The following is a 15,240-nucleotide window of genomic DNA, read 5'->3' on the forward strand; positions in this document are numbered from 1 at the left end:
ATGGTGAATGTCTGGGCCAATCCTGTCTTTGGTATTGGCCTGAATGATTGGGTTCGTCCCTGGTATATGTTCTCGGGTAGCATGGACAATTTCTGGCTTGTCATGGCCGTTCGCTATGGCATTCCTGGCTTTCTTCTGGTAGCCACAGGTTATGCCTTGGGTCTCTTTCGAGTAATGCGTCGAAACTTTGACACCGATCCTGTGCTTTTGAATTTTCGCCGGGCCTGGGTGTTCACCTTCATGGGGCTTTCCTTCACGCTGAGCACGGTTCATGTCTGGACGAACATCTATTCCTTTGTGTTCTTCATTTTCGGCGCGGGCGTCTGGTTCATAACCGCAAAACCCCGAAGCGAAGAAGACGCATCCGGGCCGGTGACGGAAGAGCGGATACTCTTGCCCTATACACGATTTGCGAAGCCCGCATCCGCTCCGGCCCTGACATGACCAAGGCAATGCCGATACTGGGTGTCGTGATTGTCACCTACAACTCGTCAGACGTCATTCGTGATTGTCTGGATACCCTCCTGTCAGGAGCCAAGGGCGTCGCGCTCCGTGTTGTCGTGGTGGATAACGCGTCGCCCGATGAAACCGTCAATGTGATCAAGGCCTGGGCGTCGGGAGAGGATGACTACATTTTGCCCGCCGATCTGCCTTTTGTTACGACCCTGTTGCCCAAGCCTGTATCATATGCGCCGAGTACGAATGGGGATGACATCCTGCATCTTATCCGGAGCGACACCAACAGCGGCTTCGCGGCAGGCGTCAATATCGGATTAGTGCATCTGGCCAAGGATCCACGGATCGACCGCTTCTGGGTTCTCAATCCCGATTGCGTGGTGCCTCCTGGAACAGCAGAAGCTTTCGCGCGCTATGATCCAGGCTATTTCTCAATCATGGGTGGCCGCGTGACCTATTACGACCAGCCAGATATGATACAGATGGACGGCGGCACGATCAACCGTTGGACCGGGGTGACCAGTAATGTCAATCTCTATGCCTCGATCGACGAGACCACACCACCGGACCCCGCAGCGATCGATTTCATCACCGGGGCCAGCATGGTGGCAAGCCGCGAATTCTATGAAGCCGCGGGCCCGCTGCCTGAAGAGTATTTCCTCTACTATGAAGAGGTGGACTGGGCGATGCGGCGCGGCGATCTGCCCTTGGCGATTTGCCCTTTGGCTCGTGTCTATCACAAGACGGGAACATCTATTGGGTCGCCGACCCATGGGCGCATCGCCTCTCCCTTCTCGCTCTACTTCAAGCATCGGGCGCGGATGCGTTTCGTGAGGCGCTACGGACCCGCAAGCGTCCCCTTTGCCTGGGCCTATACACTTGCCAAGGCGGGGCAATACTGGCTGAAAGGCTGGAGACCCGAGGCGCGGGCCATTGTTCAGGGGGCGTGGGAAGAAACATGCTCAACAGATGCACTGGAGCACAAGTGCGAGAGGTAGAGGCGTTGCCTTGAATGGGTATCAGGTTTAACGTCCTGCTGCATTTGGACGACGAGAGACAGGGGTGGTGAACATGGTATCCGAGATCGCCAGACCCGGCCTCCGGCTTCGCCTGGTGACACAGGAAGATGCCCACTTCATTCACGGTTTGCGCACCGATCCAGCTTACAATCAGCATCTTTCGCCAGTAACGGGAACGGCAGAGGATCAACATGCCTGGATCGTGGCCTACAAGGCGCGTGAGGCGGCAGGCGAAGAATTGTATTACATCATCGAACGGTTCGATGGTCGGCCCTGCGGCACCGTGCGCCTCTACGGGATCACACAGGAAAACTTTACCTGGGGCAGCTGGATCCTGAATGCCGACAAATCGCCTAAGGCGGCGCTGGAAAGTGCAATTTTGTCCTTCTCGGTCGGGTTTGACGAATTGGGCCTCAAACGGGCCTATATTGATGTGCAGACGGAGAATGCCAAAGCCATTCGCTTCTACCGGCGTTTTGGCATGGTCGAGACCGGAGCCGATTCACAGAATCTCTATTTCGAACTCACACGAGAGCGGTTTCTGGATATGCGCGCCTTACTGTGTAACAACTTGACGGCTTAGGAACTTTCACATGGGCGTAACAAGCAGGATGCCAAGCGGCAGCGTTAGATTGATCGATCTTCCGGTGGTATCCGATCCACGGGGCGACCTGACCTTTGTTGAGGGATGCAATCATGTGCCTTTTGCTATCGCGCGTGTCTATTATCTTTACAATGTTCCGGTGGATGCCGAGCGCGGCGGGCATGCTCACAAGGTCTTGCAGCAGGTCGTGTTTGCACTTTCGGGAAGTTTCCGGCTCAAGATCGATAACGGCCTTGAACAATCCGAGTTTTGGCTAAGAAACCCCCGTCAGGGGGTGTTGATCGACCGCCTTATCTGGCGCGAAATGGACGCCTTCAGCCAAGGCGCCGTGTGCATGGTTCTGGCATCGCACCCGTATGACGAGGCGGATTACATTCGGGATTACGATACGTTCCTGCGGGCTGTGCGGGACAGCTCCTGCTTATGATACCCTTTCTGGATCTGCGCGCCGCCTATCTCGAACTCAAGCCGGGCATCGACGCCGCCATTGCCCGTGTGCTCGATAGCGGCTGGTATGTCCTTGGCTCCGAGGTCGAGGCATTCGAGGCGGAATGGGCCGCCTATTGCGAGGCCGCTCATGCGGTCGGCGTGGCCAACGGGCTCGACGCGTTGACCCTGGCCCTTCGCGCGCTCGATATTGGAGCGGGGGATGAGGTGATCGTGCCCTCGAATACCTATATCGCCACCTGGCTCGCTGTCTCGGGCGTCGGCGCGACGCCGGTGCCGGTAGAGCCCGACCCTGCCACCCACAATATAGACCCTGCCCGCATCGACGCGGCAATCACGCCCCGCACCCGGGCCATTCTGCCTGTACATCTCTATGGTCAGCCCGCCGATCTGGACCCGATCCTCGGCATTGCTAGACGCCATAATCTGCGCGTGGTCGAAGATGCGGCGCAGGCGCATGGCGCGCGCTACAAAGGCAAGCGGATCGGGGCGCATGGCGATATCGTTTGCTGGAGCTTTTACCCGGGCAAGAACCTGGGTGCGCTCGGTGATGCCGGGGCTCTCACAACCGATGATCCGGTTCTGGCGGGACGTGTGGCCCTGCTGCGCAATTATGGTTCTCGGCAAAAGTACGTGAATGAGGAACCAGGTGTGAATTCCCGACTCGATCCGATACAGGCTGCGGTGCTGCGGGTGAAGCTCGCGGTTCTGGACAAATGGACCGCGCGCCGCCGCGCAGTGGCCGCTGCCTATGAGGAAGGTCTTGCAGATAGCGGCCTCATCCTGCCACATGTGCCCGACTGGGCCGAGCCCGTCTGGCACCTCTATGTGGTTCGCAGTACCGCGCGTGATGCGCTGCAGGCACGGTTGACAGAGGCGAGAGTCGGCACACTGATCCACTATCCGATTCCGCCGCATATGCAGACGGCCTATGCCGGCCTTGGTATCGCGCCGGAGGCTCTGCCTCTGGCGCAACGACTGGCCGGTGAGGTGCTGAGTTTGCCAATGGGGCCGCATATGACCCTAGACAGGGTTCAGGACGTTTGTGGTAAGTGCTTAGTGTAACTCCTCTGCGCCGAGTGTGGGATGACTGAAATCAACTCTCGCGGTCTTCTCAGATCCATGGCGATCATTGGCAGCGCGCAGGCCGTGCGCATTGTCATCACCATCCTGAGGGCAAAGGTGGTAGCGGTGCTGCTGGGTCCTTCCGGCATTGGCCTTCTGAGCATGTTCAACAATCTGAGAGAGATGGCGTCGCTGGGTGCGGGCCTTGGCCTGAGTTCCAGCGGCGTGCGCGAGTTGTCGGCGGCAAAAGGTGAACCGGAAACGCTCTCACGTGTGCGCCGTGTGCTGCTGGGCGCACTGTTGATACAGGGTGTCATCGCGATGGCACTGATCTGGATCGCGCGTGTGCCTGTGGCGGAGTGGCTTCTGGGCAGCGCCGACCATGCGACCGAGGTGGGCCTTGTCGGCGTCGCCGTCTTTCTCTTCTTGCTTGGCAGTTCACAAACCACGCTGCTTCAAGGCATGCGCCACATTGGTGATCTGGGGCGTGTCACGGTCTGGGGTACATTTGTGGGAACACTCGTCGGGCTAGGGGGCGTGGTAATTCTGGGGGAAAGCGGGCTGATCTGGCTGATACTGGCCCCCCCCGCTACAGGTATCCTGATCGCCCTGCGCTATACCCTCCGGTTGCCACCTCCCGACACGGTGCGCATGACGCCGGGCGATATCTGGCGTGCTTGGCTGCCGATGGTGAAACTTGGCGTGGTGTTCATGATCGGATCGCTGGTGACGATTGCTACCCTGCTGTTGGTTCGGGCTTGGATCACGCAGGAATTGGGACTAGAGGCCGCCGGATATTTCGCGGCGGCCTGGAGCATCACGATGATCTACGTAGGCTTTCTGCTGCAGGCTATGGGGGCGGATTATTTTCCCCGCCTGACTGCAGTCATTCGCGATCGTGACGCGGCAATGCAATTGATGAATGATCAGATACAACTAGCCCTCGCACTTGGCGGGCCGCTCCTCCTGATCCTGATTGGCTGCGCACCCTGGCTGATCCGACTACTCTATTCCCCCGCCTTCGATCCGGCTGTGACGATCTTACAGTGGCAAACCGTGGGCAATGTTTTCAAACTCGCGTCCTGGGCCCTTAGTTTTGCATTCGTGGCTGCCGCGCGTTCTGGAATCTTCCTTCTCTTGGAAATCGCCTTCAACGTCTTTTTTATCGGTTTTTTGTTTTTTGGTCTTCCGCTGCTTGGTCTGAGTATAGTAGGGACTGGCTTTCTTTTTTCCTATATCTTTTATTTCATGATTGTAGCGTTTCTCGCACACCGCCTCCAAGGCTTCCGTTGGCAGCCACTCTCGCTTCGCCTGCTCGGATTGCATGTGCTGCTGGCCTCGGTGCTTCTGGTGTTGTCTTTGGCTTTTCCGATAGCTGGGGCGCTGGCCTCCCTCGGCCTCGGTATCATCGTGGCGCTCTGGGGCGGACATGTGGTGATTGCCAAGATCGGGTCGCACGGACGCCTTGTTTCAAAGGTAGCACGGGTCTATGAATTGCTTGGCTGGCCGATCAGGAACGTCAGATGACCGAGATGACAGAACGCCCGCTAGTGACCTTTGCAGTCATTGCCTACAATCAGGAACGTTTCATCCGCGAAGCGATCGAGGGGGCATTTTCGCAGACCTATGAGCCGCTGGAGATCATCCTGTCGGACGATTGCTCGTCAGACCGCACCTATCAGATCATGCAGGAGATGGCGGCAGCCTATAATGGACCGCACAAGGTGGTGCTCAATCGGAACATGTCCAACCTGGGGCTGGTACCGCATATCGACCGAGTGATGGAAATGGTTTCAGGTGATTTTATTGTGGTGAATGCGGGAGATGATGTGTCGCTGCCGGAGAGAACATCCATACTTGCTGAGATATGGCGAAAATCAAACAGAACAATAAAGCTATTGCACTCTTCGGCCCGAAGAATTGACTTGGAGGGAGATGATTTTGGCGTTAGAACGCCTCCGCAGAAAATAATTCACAACCAATCACCAGAAGACATAATATTAAACTTTAGCTGGGTTATCGGGGCAACAGCAGCTTGGGATCGAGAAATTTTCGATACATTTGGACCTATTGGGGGCGATCTGTCAATCGAAGACCACATAATCCCTTTTATGGCCTCAATAGTAGGAAAAATTTATTACGTTCAAAGTAGTCTCGTAAAACACAGAAGTGGCGGGTCAACTAAAAAAACAGAGGAGAGTATCGGCAGAAATTATCTTTATGGAGGAGGTCTAAAAAGTAGAAAATGGGATCTTGAAACGGATAGATATGTCCTAGGCAGGATTGAGGATTGGGGAGGCAAAAAAAAAATTATCTATTCTATTTGCTCAAATAGACAAAAAATTTTAGAGTACTCCATAATGATTGCAGAGTTGAATAAAGTGCGTATGATACTGAGTCTTCCTGATGCACTTCGCATCTCACATAGACACAAAACCATCCGCCCCCTAAAAGACTGGACCAGATATGTTTTTGATTTTTTATACATTCCATACGCAAATTGGAACATAAAAAGACAACTTAAGAATCAAGGGCTGTACGAATCGGAATTGCCACACAAATGACAGAGGGCATTCAAGACCACAAATCTATTTCCGTCATCCTGCCTACCTACAATCGCGCGCGTACGCTCTTGCGGGCAATCAACAGCGTGCTCAGCCAAGATTACCGCGAGATCGAGCTGATCGTGGTCGACGATGCCTCGACCGATGGTACCACCGAACTGCTGAAGGGCGTAGCCGATCCGCGGCTGCGCGTTATCCGCCATGATCGCAATAAAGGCGTGGCGGGGGCGACCAATACCGGCATTCAGGCTGCGCGCGGCGCGTTCATCGCCTTTCAGGACAGTGACGACGAATGGCTCGACGGCAAGCTCTCGCAACAGATGGCGCGTCTCGCCGCCGCTCCGCCCGATTGCGTCTGCATCTATTGCATCAAGATCGTCTACGGTCGCGATCCGGCGTTTCACCGGGGCAAACGGCGCGTAGCCTGCGTGCCCGGCCCGGATGAAACCGTACTCGAGGGGGATCTGCACGAGGTGTTGTGGCAGCGCAACCTCGTCAGCCCACAAACTGCGATCTGCACCCGCGCGGCGGCGCAGCGCCTCGGCGGGTTCGACGAAAAGCTGCGCTCGGACCAGGATTGGGATTTCTTCTCGCGATTGGCGGAAACAGGATCCTTTGCCTTTGTCGATACGCCGCTGGTCAGCACCTACCTACAAACCGACAGTATCTCGGCGAATGTCCGGAAGAGCCATTACAGCCAGTTCATCGTGACCAACAAGATGAAAAGACGGGGCGTCCCACGGGAGATTCTGGCCGAGCACTGGGCGAGGCTGGGATATCATATCGGCAAACGCGGCAACACGAAACGGCGTGGCGCTGTTCTTCTGCGCAATGCAATCACCGCGCGCCCGTTACATGCCAAAACCTGGTTACGATATATTATGAACCGGCTTTCCATGTGAGCACATGAAGTCGGCGACATGTCCTGTGTCCATGCACCATTCTCAGGTAACAGAGCTTTCGCCCAGAAGGACACCGCCCATGCAGTCCCCCCAACCAAGCCCGGCCCTGCGCCGCATCGCCCGTGGCGATCTCTGTGCCGGTTGCGGGGCCTGTGGGGGGATGTTCCCCGACAAGATCGGGGTGGAGATGGCCCCGCCCGGTTTTCTGCGACCCCGACAGCGTGCGCCTTTGACCGCCGAGGAGGAGGACTCGTTTTCGCGGTTCTGTCCCGCGCTTGGACAGAAGGTAGAGGCCCGGGGGCGCACCGATCATGTGCTCTGGGGGCCGTATCTGAAGATGCGCACGGGCTGGGCCACCGACCCAGAATTGCGTTTTTCCGGGGCGTCGGGCGGGGCGCTTTCGGGGGTGTTGTTGCATCTGCTTGAAAGTGGCGAGATCGAGGCTGTGGTGCAGATCGCCGCCGATCCGGAAAACCCGATCGCCAACCGCACGGTGATCAGCACGGACCGCGCGGGCATCCTTGCGGCCGCCGGATCGCGCTATGCGCCCTCGGCCCCGCTTGCGCGCCTGTCAGAGCTTGTAGCGACCGGCAAGCGCCACGCTTTTGTCGGCAAGCCCTGCGATGTGGCGGCGCTCAGGGTGCTGAGCGCGGAAAGGCCCGAGGTGGCTGCGGCCTTTCCGGTGCTTTTGTCCTTTTTCTGCGCGGGCGTCCCATCAGAGACCGGGGCACGCGCGGTGCTGGCCGCCCTCGGAACCGGGCCGGATGAGGTGACGCGCTTTCGCTATCGCGGGCAGGGCTGGCCGGGACGGGCCACGGCCAGGCTCAGCGATGGCAGCGAGCGTTCGATGAGCTATCACGACAGTTGGGGCGGGATCCTGTCGAACCATGTGCAGCATCGCTGCAAGATCTGCGCCGATGGCACCGGCAAGGCCGCCGATCTGGTCTGCGCCGATGCCTGGGAAAGCGATGCCAGGGGCTATCCGGTCTTTGACGAGGCCGAGGGTGTGAGCCTGGTCGTCAGCCGCACGGCGCTCGGGGCACGGATCCTGCAAGAGGCCATCGCCGCAGGGCGGATCGAAACCGCGCCTTTCGATGTCGGCGAATTGGCCGCGATCCAGCCCGGACAGCGCGAGCGGCGGCGCGCACTTCTGGCCCGGCTTCTCGCGCTGCGGCTCGCCGGGCAGCCCGTGCCGCATTATGCAGGCCTCCATCTCTGGCAGGCAGCCCGCGAAAACCCGATCCTGCGCAACCTGAAGAATTTCCTCGGCATGGCGCGCCGGGTTCTCCGACGCCGGATGACCGGGCGGGGATAGTCAGGGCTGGCCCAACGGCCTTATCAGTGTCACAAGGCTGTGCGACCCGGTTCTGGTGACGCCATTTTCATGACCCATTCAGGATGCCCGATGCTCAAGATTGCCCTGATCTTCCACTCAGCCAGCAATGACAACATGGGAGTCGGGGCGCTGAGCGTTTCGGAGGTGGCGATCCTGCGCGGCATCGCGGAGGCACGCGGCATCCCCGTCGCCATCACGGTGATCGACAGTCTCGCCGAACGCCCGCCCTATGTGACGGGCGCGGATATCAGGATCCGGGCCACCCGGCCCCTGCGCAAGCCGCTCGATTTCTTCCGCGCGGTTCGGGCCGCAGATCTGGTGATCGATATTGGCGGCGGCGACAGTTTCGCCGATATCTATGGGCCTCGCCGCCTGACCCAGATGCTGCTGATGAAATACCTTACCCATCTGGCGCGTCGGCCGCTGGTGCTGGCCCCGCAGACCTTCGGGCCGTTCCGGCACCGACTTTCGACCTTCCTTGCCCGTCAGTCGATCCGCCTTTCGGCCATCACCACCACGCGTGACAGCCTCTCAACCGCCTGTCTGCGGGAGATGGGGATCAAGGGCGAGATCATCGAAGCCTCTGACGTGGCGCTGCGGCTGCCCTATGACCCGCCTTCGCCGCGATCTGAGGGAGGGCCGGTCCGGGTGGGCCTCAACGTCTCGGGCCTGCTGATGAACGGGGGTTATACCGGCAACAACATGTTCAGGCTGCAAATGAATTACCCGCAACTGATCCGCGATATTCTGCGCCGCTTCAGCGACCACCCTGAACTTTGCGAGATCCATCTCGTGCCGCATGTGATTTCCTGGCGGAGCGGTGGCGTCGAGGATGACTATGCCGCGAGTCTGAAACTGCAAAAGGAATTTCCCTCCGTCACCGTCGCCCCTGGCTTCACCTCGCCTTCGGAGGCCAAGAGCTATATCGCGGGGATGGATTTCTTCATGGGCGCGCGCATGCATGCCTGCATTGCGGCGTTCTCGGCGGGCGTGCCGGTGGTGCCCATGGCCTACAGCCGCAAGTTCGCGGGCCTCTTCGGAGCCTTGGGCTATAACGAGACGGTGGATTGCACCAGCCAGAGCGCCGAAGAAATCATGGCGCGGGTATTTGACGCCTACGGGCGCCGTGCGGAACTGGTGCAAAGCCAGAAGGCAGCGCTGGCGACGGGGCTTGAGAAACTCGCCCGATACGAGGCCGCGCTTGGCGATCTGATGGTACAGATGGCCAGACAGAAAGGGGCGCCCCGGGCATGATTGCCATGGCCAGTCCTTTCACCTATCCTTGGAATATACTGTAAAGAGCCATTCTTCATCCAAATTATTTCGGCAAAAGGAATGCAACATGTCCTCTCAGCCAAAGCTCATGGTGGTGGCGTCAGCCGGGGGGCATTGGGTGCAGTTGATGAGGCTGCGTATGGCCTGGCGCGGGCTCCCGGTCATCTATCTGAGCACCGAGCCGGGACTTGCCGATATCGTTGCGACCGTGACCCGGGAAGATGGCAGCCCGCCCGCGACATTCGCTTCGGTCACCGATGCCAATCTCTCTGAAAAGGGTCGTCTCCTTCGCCAGCTGTTCGAGGTTCTCCTTGTAGTTCTGCGCTATCGTCCCGATGTGATTATTACCACAGGGGCAGCGCCGGGCTATTTCGCCCTGCGCTTTGGCAAGCTCTTCGGGGCACGCACCATCTGGATCGACAGCATGGCCAATGCCGAGACGCTCTCGAAATCGGGACGGGAGGTCGGGAAATACGCCGATCTCTGGCTCACGCAATGGGAGCATCTGGCCCGCCCCGAAGGACCGCATTACATGGGATCGGTGCTTTGATCTTCCTGACAACCGGCACGCAACTGCCCTTTGACCGGCTTGTGCGTGCCGTGGATGACTGGGTCGAGAAAGCGAAACCTGGATGCGAGATTTTCGCGCAGGTTCTGCCCGCCACTCATGGCCCTTACCGGCCGCGAAATTTCGACACCAGGGAACGGCTTTCACCGCGCGATTATGCCGAGATATTCGACAAGGCCCGACTCATCATCTCCCATGCCGGGATGGGCACGATCCTCACGGCCCTCACCCGGGGCAAGCAGATCTGCATCATGCCCCGGCAGGTAAAATACAACGAACACAGGAACGATCATCAGTTCGCCACCGTCGAGCGGCTGAAGGATTACCCCGGGCTGTTCAAGGCTCGTGACGAGCATGAGCTGCCGACCCGTCTCGACGCGGCCATGCGATCGATCGGATCATCCCGCCCAGAGGCAATCGGTCTCTTCGCCGATAGGGGCTTCACGGACAACTTGCGGAAGTTCATCCTGACCGGGCAAACTTAGTCCCTATTGCGGTCGTTCCCGCAGCCACCATCCCGCCACCCAGCCGGTAAGGAACCCGCCCAGATGGGTCTCCCAGGCGAGGTTGCCCGCCATCCCCCAATACATCACCAGATTGAGCAGCACGAGCAGCCCGATCACCCGCAGCACCGGCCCGATGCCTGCCCGCGCCAGGCGCCGCGCGGCATAGTCCCAGCCGACCAGCGCCCCCACCAGACCAAAAAGCGCCCCCGAAGCGCCCACCATCGGCTGCACGGCGGTGGAGAGCAGGGCAAAGCCCACGGCCCCCCCCAGCAGCGAGAGCGCATAGATCGCCGCGAAACGCCCTTGCCCCGCCCGCTCGATCACCAGCCGCCCCAGCGAGGCCAGGGTGATCATGTTGACCAGAAGATGGACAAGACCCCCGTGCAGAAACCCGTAGCTGGCGAACATCGTCACCGGCTGTGCCGCATAGTTGGGCCGCCAGTTGTCCAGAAGTCCCCGCCAGAACCCACCATTCTGATAGGCCAACCCCCGCCAGCGCGGCGAGCCCCAGAGCCCGAAATCCGCCCCCTGCAAAGTCATCTCAATGGCCACGCAGATTATGAGGATGATGATCAACACCCCATGACTGGCAAGGATGGCACGGTGCGCAGGCAGGGGGGGGCGGGTCTCCATCCTTACTGGATGCGCCAGCAGGGTGGGAAACTCAAGTGGAGAGCCCGCCGTTCATGTCCCGAGACATCACCCCGGCACAAACCGGGGCAGCCTCGGCAGGCTCTCGCGCATCAGCCGCTGCAACCGCTCGTCGGCCGCGTCTTCGGGTTCGCCGACAAGGATCGGGGTGATGTAGCGCACGATGGCGCCGTCGGTGCGGTCGATGGTCAGGCTGTCATAGACCACGCTCATCTTGGCCTTGAAATCGTTGGTGATACGTTTGCCGCGCTGTTCGAACCAGTAATAGACCAGTTGTTGCGACAGGCCCTTCTGGATCACCGCGCGGTTGACGTTGAAGGTGCCATAGCCGGTGCCGGACATGTCCACGGGCACGGTCTCGAAGCGGAAGATCTCCCAGCCGCCCGAGGGCAGGCAGACCTCGGGGGAATGGATGCCGCTGCCCTCGGTCTGCTTGTCATAGAAGGCCATGAACAGCTCGACCGGGGCCGTCTCGGCCGGGTTGCGGAACGAGGAGACGAGATAGTCGGTGGCCCCCAGCACCTGCTCGATATCCGGCTCCAGCATCGAGAAGGTGGCCGACCATTCCCCCATCTGCCGCGGGTAGAGCGCGAAGGGATCGCGGTCGAGCGGCGCGGGTTCCTTGCCCTGTTGCAGCACCCAGCCCGCCGAGACCGCCAGCGTCAGCAGCGCGCCCAGGGCCAGCCCGCGCGAGGCGCGGATGCCGGTAATGCGGGCGGCGATGGCACCAAAGCCGGAGGTGTCGAGATCGATCGCCTCCGAGAGCGGCTTGGGATTGGGCGTCAGCCGTTGCAGCGCCACGGCCATGAGAAAGAGGATCGCGATACAGGCGCCAAAGATCACCCAGCCTTCGAAATAATGCAGGAAGCCCTCGGCCTGTTCGATCCCGTAGCTGTTGACCAGCACGCCGATGACGCCGATGCGAAAGGAATTCATCAGCACGGTGAGCGGCGCGGCGGCCAGCAGCAGCACCACCTTGTGCCAGAGAGGCCCGCGATAGAGGATCGCGAAAAGATAGGAAAAGCTCAGGATCGGAAAGAGATAGCGCAGCCCGGAACAGGCTTCGGCCACCTGTAGCTTGTAGATGCCAAGATCGATCACATTGCCTTCGAGATAGACCGGCACCCCCATCAGCGCCACGAACCAGACGCCGATCTCCGAGGAAATGGTCTGCAGGAAGATGGTCATCTTGAGATAGATGAACTGCGGCAGCGGCAGCATGAAGACCAGATGCACCACGCCCAGCTGGTGCTTCTTGCCGCGCTCCCAGCCGAAGATCGTCAGCACCACACCGCCCACCCAGAGGATGAAACCATAGGTGACGATATCGGGGATGCGCGTCAGATTGCCGGCAATGGCCACGAGCAAGGCGAGCGTGATCACGATGAGGCCCGGCGCGCGGTCATGCACGACCGGTCGAGGCGGCGGCAGGCGGCGCATCTCGCGCAGGAAGAGATAAAGCGAGATGAGCGGAATGAGCGGCCCGTGGCTGTATTCGGCGGTGGACCAGGCCTGCGCCAGCGATACGAAGCCGATCCAGAAGATCGGGATCGAGCCGAGGACAAGCAGCATGAACCAGAACAGCCCCGCCGGATTGAGCGGCCGGGCAAAAACCCCGAAGCCGACCTGATCGGTTACCGACATGTCATCCCGCTCCCTTACCCGCAGCACTCTGTCAAGAACGGCCAACAGCCGCCGTCCATACCAGATTTCTAACGGAAATTTGGGGCAAAGGCGATTCAAAACCGGGGGCGAGGGCGGGTTGGAGGGCGGCGGAACAGACTGTTTCCCCAAAAGGCGCGGCGCCCCGGTCTCAGGGGCGCAGGACGAACTCCCGCTCGAGCGTCAGGAACACCCGGTTCGAGGTGGCAGTGCCGATATTCTCTTCGTCGCGCATGCGGAATTCATAGCCCGAAGACAGCCGCCAGTCCGGCGTGAGAGCGCGCGAATAGGTGGCGCGCAGATCGGCGCGGGTGGTGTCGTTCACCGCAGGGCCGCCTGCCCGATCCAGATCGGCAACATTGACCGAAAAGCCCAGATCCGAGATCTCGTTGATCTCGTAGGTGTAATTCACCGAGGCGCGGGTGGTGCGCAATTCGTTCGAGCGCGAACTGGTGGTGACCTGCCGCTCGAGCGAGGCGGTGAGCGTGCTGCGCGCCATCTCGTGGGTGACGGCAAGGCTACCCACCGGGCGGATCGTGTCATCGACATCGCTGGTGGCACCAAGACTGAACGCCAGCCCGCCACGTGGCAGCGGCATGGCGCGATTGACAAGCCATGTGGCCGTGCGCCCGTTCACGCTTTCGCGCAGATCGAAGCTGGTGCCGATCATGCCCCGGGTCAGCTCGCGCTCGAGCGCGAGACTGCCGATGAATCCGGTATTGGTGTCGGTCTGGCGCAGGCCGCCGATGGTCTCCTCGGTCTCGATCTGCTGATAGCCGATGAGAATGTCGAACGTGTCGATCTGCGACAGCGCCTGTGTCAGTCCCAGATTGACGCTGCCGGTCACCCGGTCGGTCTGCGGCACATCCTCGGCGGAATAATCCTCGTAGCGCAGCACCACCCGCCCTTCGGTGACCGGGCTGAGGGTGACGCGCGTCGTGCCGGTCAGGTTGAAAATCTCGGTGTCAAACAGATCGGGATCGTTGGTGTCGCTGAAATCCTGCCTGCGATAGCGTCCGTCCAGCCGGAACCCGACCGGATCGGTCAGACCGCTTTCAAGGGAAAACCGCGCGCCGAACTGCTCGCGGTCGCCGCGATCGCGGGTCAGGTCGCTCGGGTCGAGCGGATCATCGATGAAAAACCGGTCATCGAAAGGATCGAGGGAATCGACCGAGGCGAAACTGTAATCCGCGCCAAAGCTGAGCCGGCTGTTCACCCCGTCCCGATCATAGCCCAACCGGGCATTGCGATCGTCGAGGACAGAGCTGCCGCCGGGCGGCTCATTGGCGCGCAAGAGCCCGCTGAGATCGAGCCGCAGAACGTCATTGGCACGCCGGTTCAGATAACCGAAGGACAACCGCGTGTCGAAGAGCGTGGCGTTATCGCCGTTATTGGGATCGAGATTGTAATTGTCCGTGGCACTCAGCGTCGAACCGATCCCGAAGCGCAGCACCGGCCCGCCCGTCTCGGGGCTGCCCAGCTGCTGCGCCAGCATCGGCCCGGTGCCGAGCGCAAGCACGGACAGGCATCCGCCGCCGATCAGAAAGCGCATGGGTTTCACGGCGCGCCCTTACTCGAAAAGGCGCCGCTCCGGCACAACGATCACGTCGCCCGGGGCCAGCACCGTCGTGCCGCTGATGCTGTCCGCCCCGCCCATGGTGCGATAGTTGAAGCGGTAGACGGTTTCCTGGTTGCTGGCCGGATCGACCCGGCGCAGCTGGATGCGTTTCTCGGCGGCAAAGCGCGACAGTCCGCCCGCCTCGGCCAGGAACTGGATGAGCGTGGTGCCGGGCAGCACCTCCTTGCGACCGGGCTGATTGACCTCGCCGACGATATAGACATTCATCAGGTTGGGCTCTGCCTGCCGGCGAAGATCTCTCGGGGCGAGGGCCGCCACCGAGACAAGCACCGTCGGCGCCACGGCGAAATTGCCGGCCAGTTCCGAGGTGAGCGTCTGCGCCACGCTGTCGACATTGCGACCGCCGGCCCGCACGGTGCCCACCAGCGGCACGCTGATCGAGCCATCCGGCAGCACCAGAACATTGCGGTTGAGGTTCGGATCCTCAAGAACCTCGATCTGAAGCGTATCGCCCGGCTGGATGCGATAGCCGCTTTGCGCGGTGGCGACCCCGGCCAGACCCGCCATCAGGAAAAATGCCGTCAGAAACCTGATCATGCTGTGCCT

15 protein-coding genes and 1 pseudogene are annotated in these 15,240 nt (G+C 60.2%); 12 read left to right on the plus strand and 4 right to left on the minus strand.

The window, feature by feature from the left end; genetic code table 11:
• The 12 genes and pseudogenes from KAK09_RS14650 to KAK09_RS14705 all read left to right on the plus strand — a co-directional run.
• A pseudogene (locus tag KAK09_RS14650) lies at window positions 1-444 on the plus strand (O-antigen ligase family protein); the annotation flags it as partial.
• Entirely contained in the window at window positions 441-1,454 is a 1,014-nt protein-coding gene (locus tag KAK09_RS14655; protein ID WP_210879688.1) for a glycosyltransferase family 2 protein, read from the plus strand. The pseudogene KAK09_RS14650 and the gene KAK09_RS14655, both read left to right, overlap by 4 nt.
• 73 nt (window positions 1,455-1,527) lie before the next feature.
• A complete protein-coding gene (locus tag KAK09_RS14660; RefSeq protein ID WP_210879689.1) occupies window positions 1,528-2,058 on the plus strand; it encodes a GNAT family N-acetyltransferase in 531 nt (176 codons plus the stop codon).
• Window positions 2,059-2,068: 10 nt separating this feature from the next.
• Window positions 2,069-2,506, plus strand: coding sequence for a sugar 3,4-ketoisomerase (locus KAK09_RS14665; RefSeq protein ID WP_210879690.1), 438 nt, complete (start codon window positions 2,069-2,071; stop codon window positions 2,504-2,506).
• The gene (locus KAK09_RS14670) at window positions 2,503-3,591 is read left to right on the plus strand and encodes a DegT/DnrJ/EryC1/StrS family aminotransferase (RefSeq protein ID WP_210879691.1); all 1,089 of its coding nucleotides are present in this window, start codon (window positions 2,503-2,505) and stop codon (window positions 3,589-3,591) included. The genes KAK09_RS14665 and KAK09_RS14670 overlap by 4 nt, the downstream gene beginning before the upstream one ends.
• 21 nt (window positions 3,592-3,612) lie before the next feature.
• Window positions 3,613-5,118: an oligosaccharide flippase family protein gene (locus tag KAK09_RS14675; RefSeq protein ID WP_210879692.1), complete on the plus strand. Its 1,506-nt coding sequence runs from the start codon at window positions 3,613-3,615 to the stop codon at window positions 5,116-5,118.
• Window positions 5,115-6,155, plus strand: a complete 1,041-nt coding sequence (locus KAK09_RS14680) for a glycosyltransferase (RefSeq protein WP_210879693.1) — start codon at window positions 5,115-5,117, stop codon at window positions 6,153-6,155. Before KAK09_RS14675 ends, KAK09_RS14680 begins: the two co-directional genes overlap by 4 nt.
• A complete protein-coding gene (locus tag KAK09_RS14685; protein ID WP_210879694.1) occupies window positions 6,152-7,057 on the plus strand; it encodes a glycosyltransferase family 2 protein in 906 nt (301 codons plus the stop codon). The genes KAK09_RS14680 and KAK09_RS14685 overlap by 4 nt, the downstream gene beginning before the upstream one ends.
• A gap of 79 nt (window positions 7,058-7,136) precedes the next feature.
• Window positions 7,137-8,372: a Coenzyme F420 hydrogenase/dehydrogenase, beta subunit C-terminal domain gene (locus tag KAK09_RS14690; RefSeq protein WP_247651307.1), complete on the plus strand. Its 1,236-nt coding sequence runs from the start codon at window positions 7,137-7,139 to the stop codon at window positions 8,370-8,372.
• A gap of 90 nt (window positions 8,373-8,462) precedes the next feature.
• Entirely contained in the window at window positions 8,463-9,647 is a 1,185-nt protein-coding gene (locus KAK09_RS14695) for a polysaccharide pyruvyl transferase family protein (RefSeq protein ID WP_210879696.1), read from the plus strand.
• A gap of 88 nt (window positions 9,648-9,735) precedes the next feature.
• Window positions 9,736-10,218 (plus strand): UDP-N-acetylglucosamine--LPS N-acetylglucosamine transferase, encoded by a 483-nt coding sequence (locus KAK09_RS14700; RefSeq protein WP_210879697.1) that lies wholly within the window; start codon window positions 9,736-9,738, stop codon window positions 10,216-10,218.
• Window positions 10,215-10,721 (plus strand): glycosyltransferase, encoded by a 507-nt coding sequence (locus KAK09_RS14705; protein WP_210879698.1) that lies wholly within the window; start codon window positions 10,215-10,217, stop codon window positions 10,719-10,721. The genes KAK09_RS14700 and KAK09_RS14705 overlap by 4 nt, the downstream gene beginning before the upstream one ends.
• Before the next feature lie 3 nt (window positions 10,722-10,724).
• Here the strand turns inward: KAK09_RS14705 and KAK09_RS14710 are convergent, their stop codons facing one another.
• From KAK09_RS14710 to KAK09_RS14725, 4 genes are all read right to left on the minus strand, one after another.
• A complete protein-coding gene (locus KAK09_RS14710) occupies window positions 10,725-11,375 on the minus strand; it encodes a rhomboid family intramembrane serine protease (protein ID WP_210879699.1) in 651 nt (216 codons plus the stop codon).
• Window positions 11,376-11,441: 66 nt separating this feature from the next.
• Window positions 11,442-13,037, minus strand: coding sequence for a VPLPA-CTERM-specific exosortase XrtD (gene xrtD, locus KAK09_RS14715; protein WP_210879700.1), 1,596 nt, complete (start codon window positions 13,035-13,037; stop codon window positions 11,442-11,444).
• A gap of 169 nt (window positions 13,038-13,206) precedes the next feature.
• A complete protein-coding gene (locus KAK09_RS14720) occupies window positions 13,207-14,616 on the minus strand; it encodes a TonB-dependent receptor (RefSeq protein ID WP_210879701.1) in 1,410 nt (469 codons plus the stop codon).
• 9 nt (window positions 14,617-14,625) lie between these two features.
• The gene (locus tag KAK09_RS14725) at window positions 14,626-15,231 is read right to left on the minus strand and encodes a polysaccharide biosynthesis/export family protein (protein ID WP_210879702.1); all 606 of its coding nucleotides are present in this window, start codon (window positions 15,229-15,231) and stop codon (window positions 14,626-14,628) included.
• Window positions 15,232-15,240: the final 9 nt, after the last annotated feature.

It is taken from the genome of Roseovarius autotrophicus (assembly GCF_018069895.1).
In the GTDB taxonomy this organism is placed as follows: Bacteria; Pseudomonadota; Alphaproteobacteria; order Rhodobacterales; family Rhodobacteraceae; genus Roseovarius; species Roseovarius autotrophicus.

Bases quoted from the DNA above. Each gene is read 5' to 3' on its own strand.
- KAK09_RS14655 (WP_210879688.1), top strand. From the start codon at position 441: ATGACCAAGGCAATGCCGATACTGGGTGTCGTGATTGTCACCTACAAC.
- KAK09_RS14660 (WP_210879689.1), top strand. From the start codon at position 1,528: ATGGTATCCGAGATCGCCAGACCCGGCCTCCGGCTTCGCCTGGTGACA.
- KAK09_RS14665 (WP_210879690.1), top strand. From the start codon at position 2,069: ATGGGCGTAACAAGCAGGATGCCAAGCGGCAGCGTTAGATTGATCGAT.
- KAK09_RS14670 (WP_210879691.1), top strand. From the start codon at position 2,503: ATGATACCCTTTCTGGATCTGCGCGCCGCCTATCTCGAACTCAAGCCG.
- KAK09_RS14675 (WP_210879692.1), top strand. From the start codon at position 3,613: ATGACTGAAATCAACTCTCGCGGTCTTCTCAGATCCATGGCGATCATT.
- KAK09_RS14680 (WP_210879693.1), top strand. From the start codon at position 5,115: ATGACCGAGATGACAGAACGCCCGCTAGTGACCTTTGCAGTCATTGCC.
- KAK09_RS14685 (WP_210879694.1), top strand. From the start codon at position 6,152: ATGACAGAGGGCATTCAAGACCACAAATCTATTTCCGTCATCCTGCCT.
- KAK09_RS14690 (WP_247651307.1), top strand. From the start codon at position 7,137: ATGCAGTCCCCCCAACCAAGCCCGGCCCTGCGCCGCATCGCCCGTGGC.
- KAK09_RS14695 (WP_210879696.1), top strand. From the start codon at position 8,463: ATGCTCAAGATTGCCCTGATCTTCCACTCAGCCAGCAATGACAACATG.
- KAK09_RS14700 (WP_210879697.1), top strand. From the start codon at position 9,736: ATGTCCTCTCAGCCAAAGCTCATGGTGGTGGCGTCAGCCGGGGGGCAT.
- KAK09_RS14710 (WP_210879699.1), bottom strand. From the start codon at position 11,375: ATGGAGACCCGCCCCCCCCTGCCTGCGCACCGTGCCATCCTTGCCAGT.
- xrtD (WP_210879700.1), bottom strand. From the start codon at position 13,037: ATGTCGGTAACCGATCAGGTCGGCTTCGGGGTTTTTGCCCGGCCGCTC.
- KAK09_RS14725 (WP_210879702.1), bottom strand. From the start codon at position 15,231: ATGATCAGGTTTCTGACGGCATTTTTCCTGATGGCGGGTCTGGCCGGG.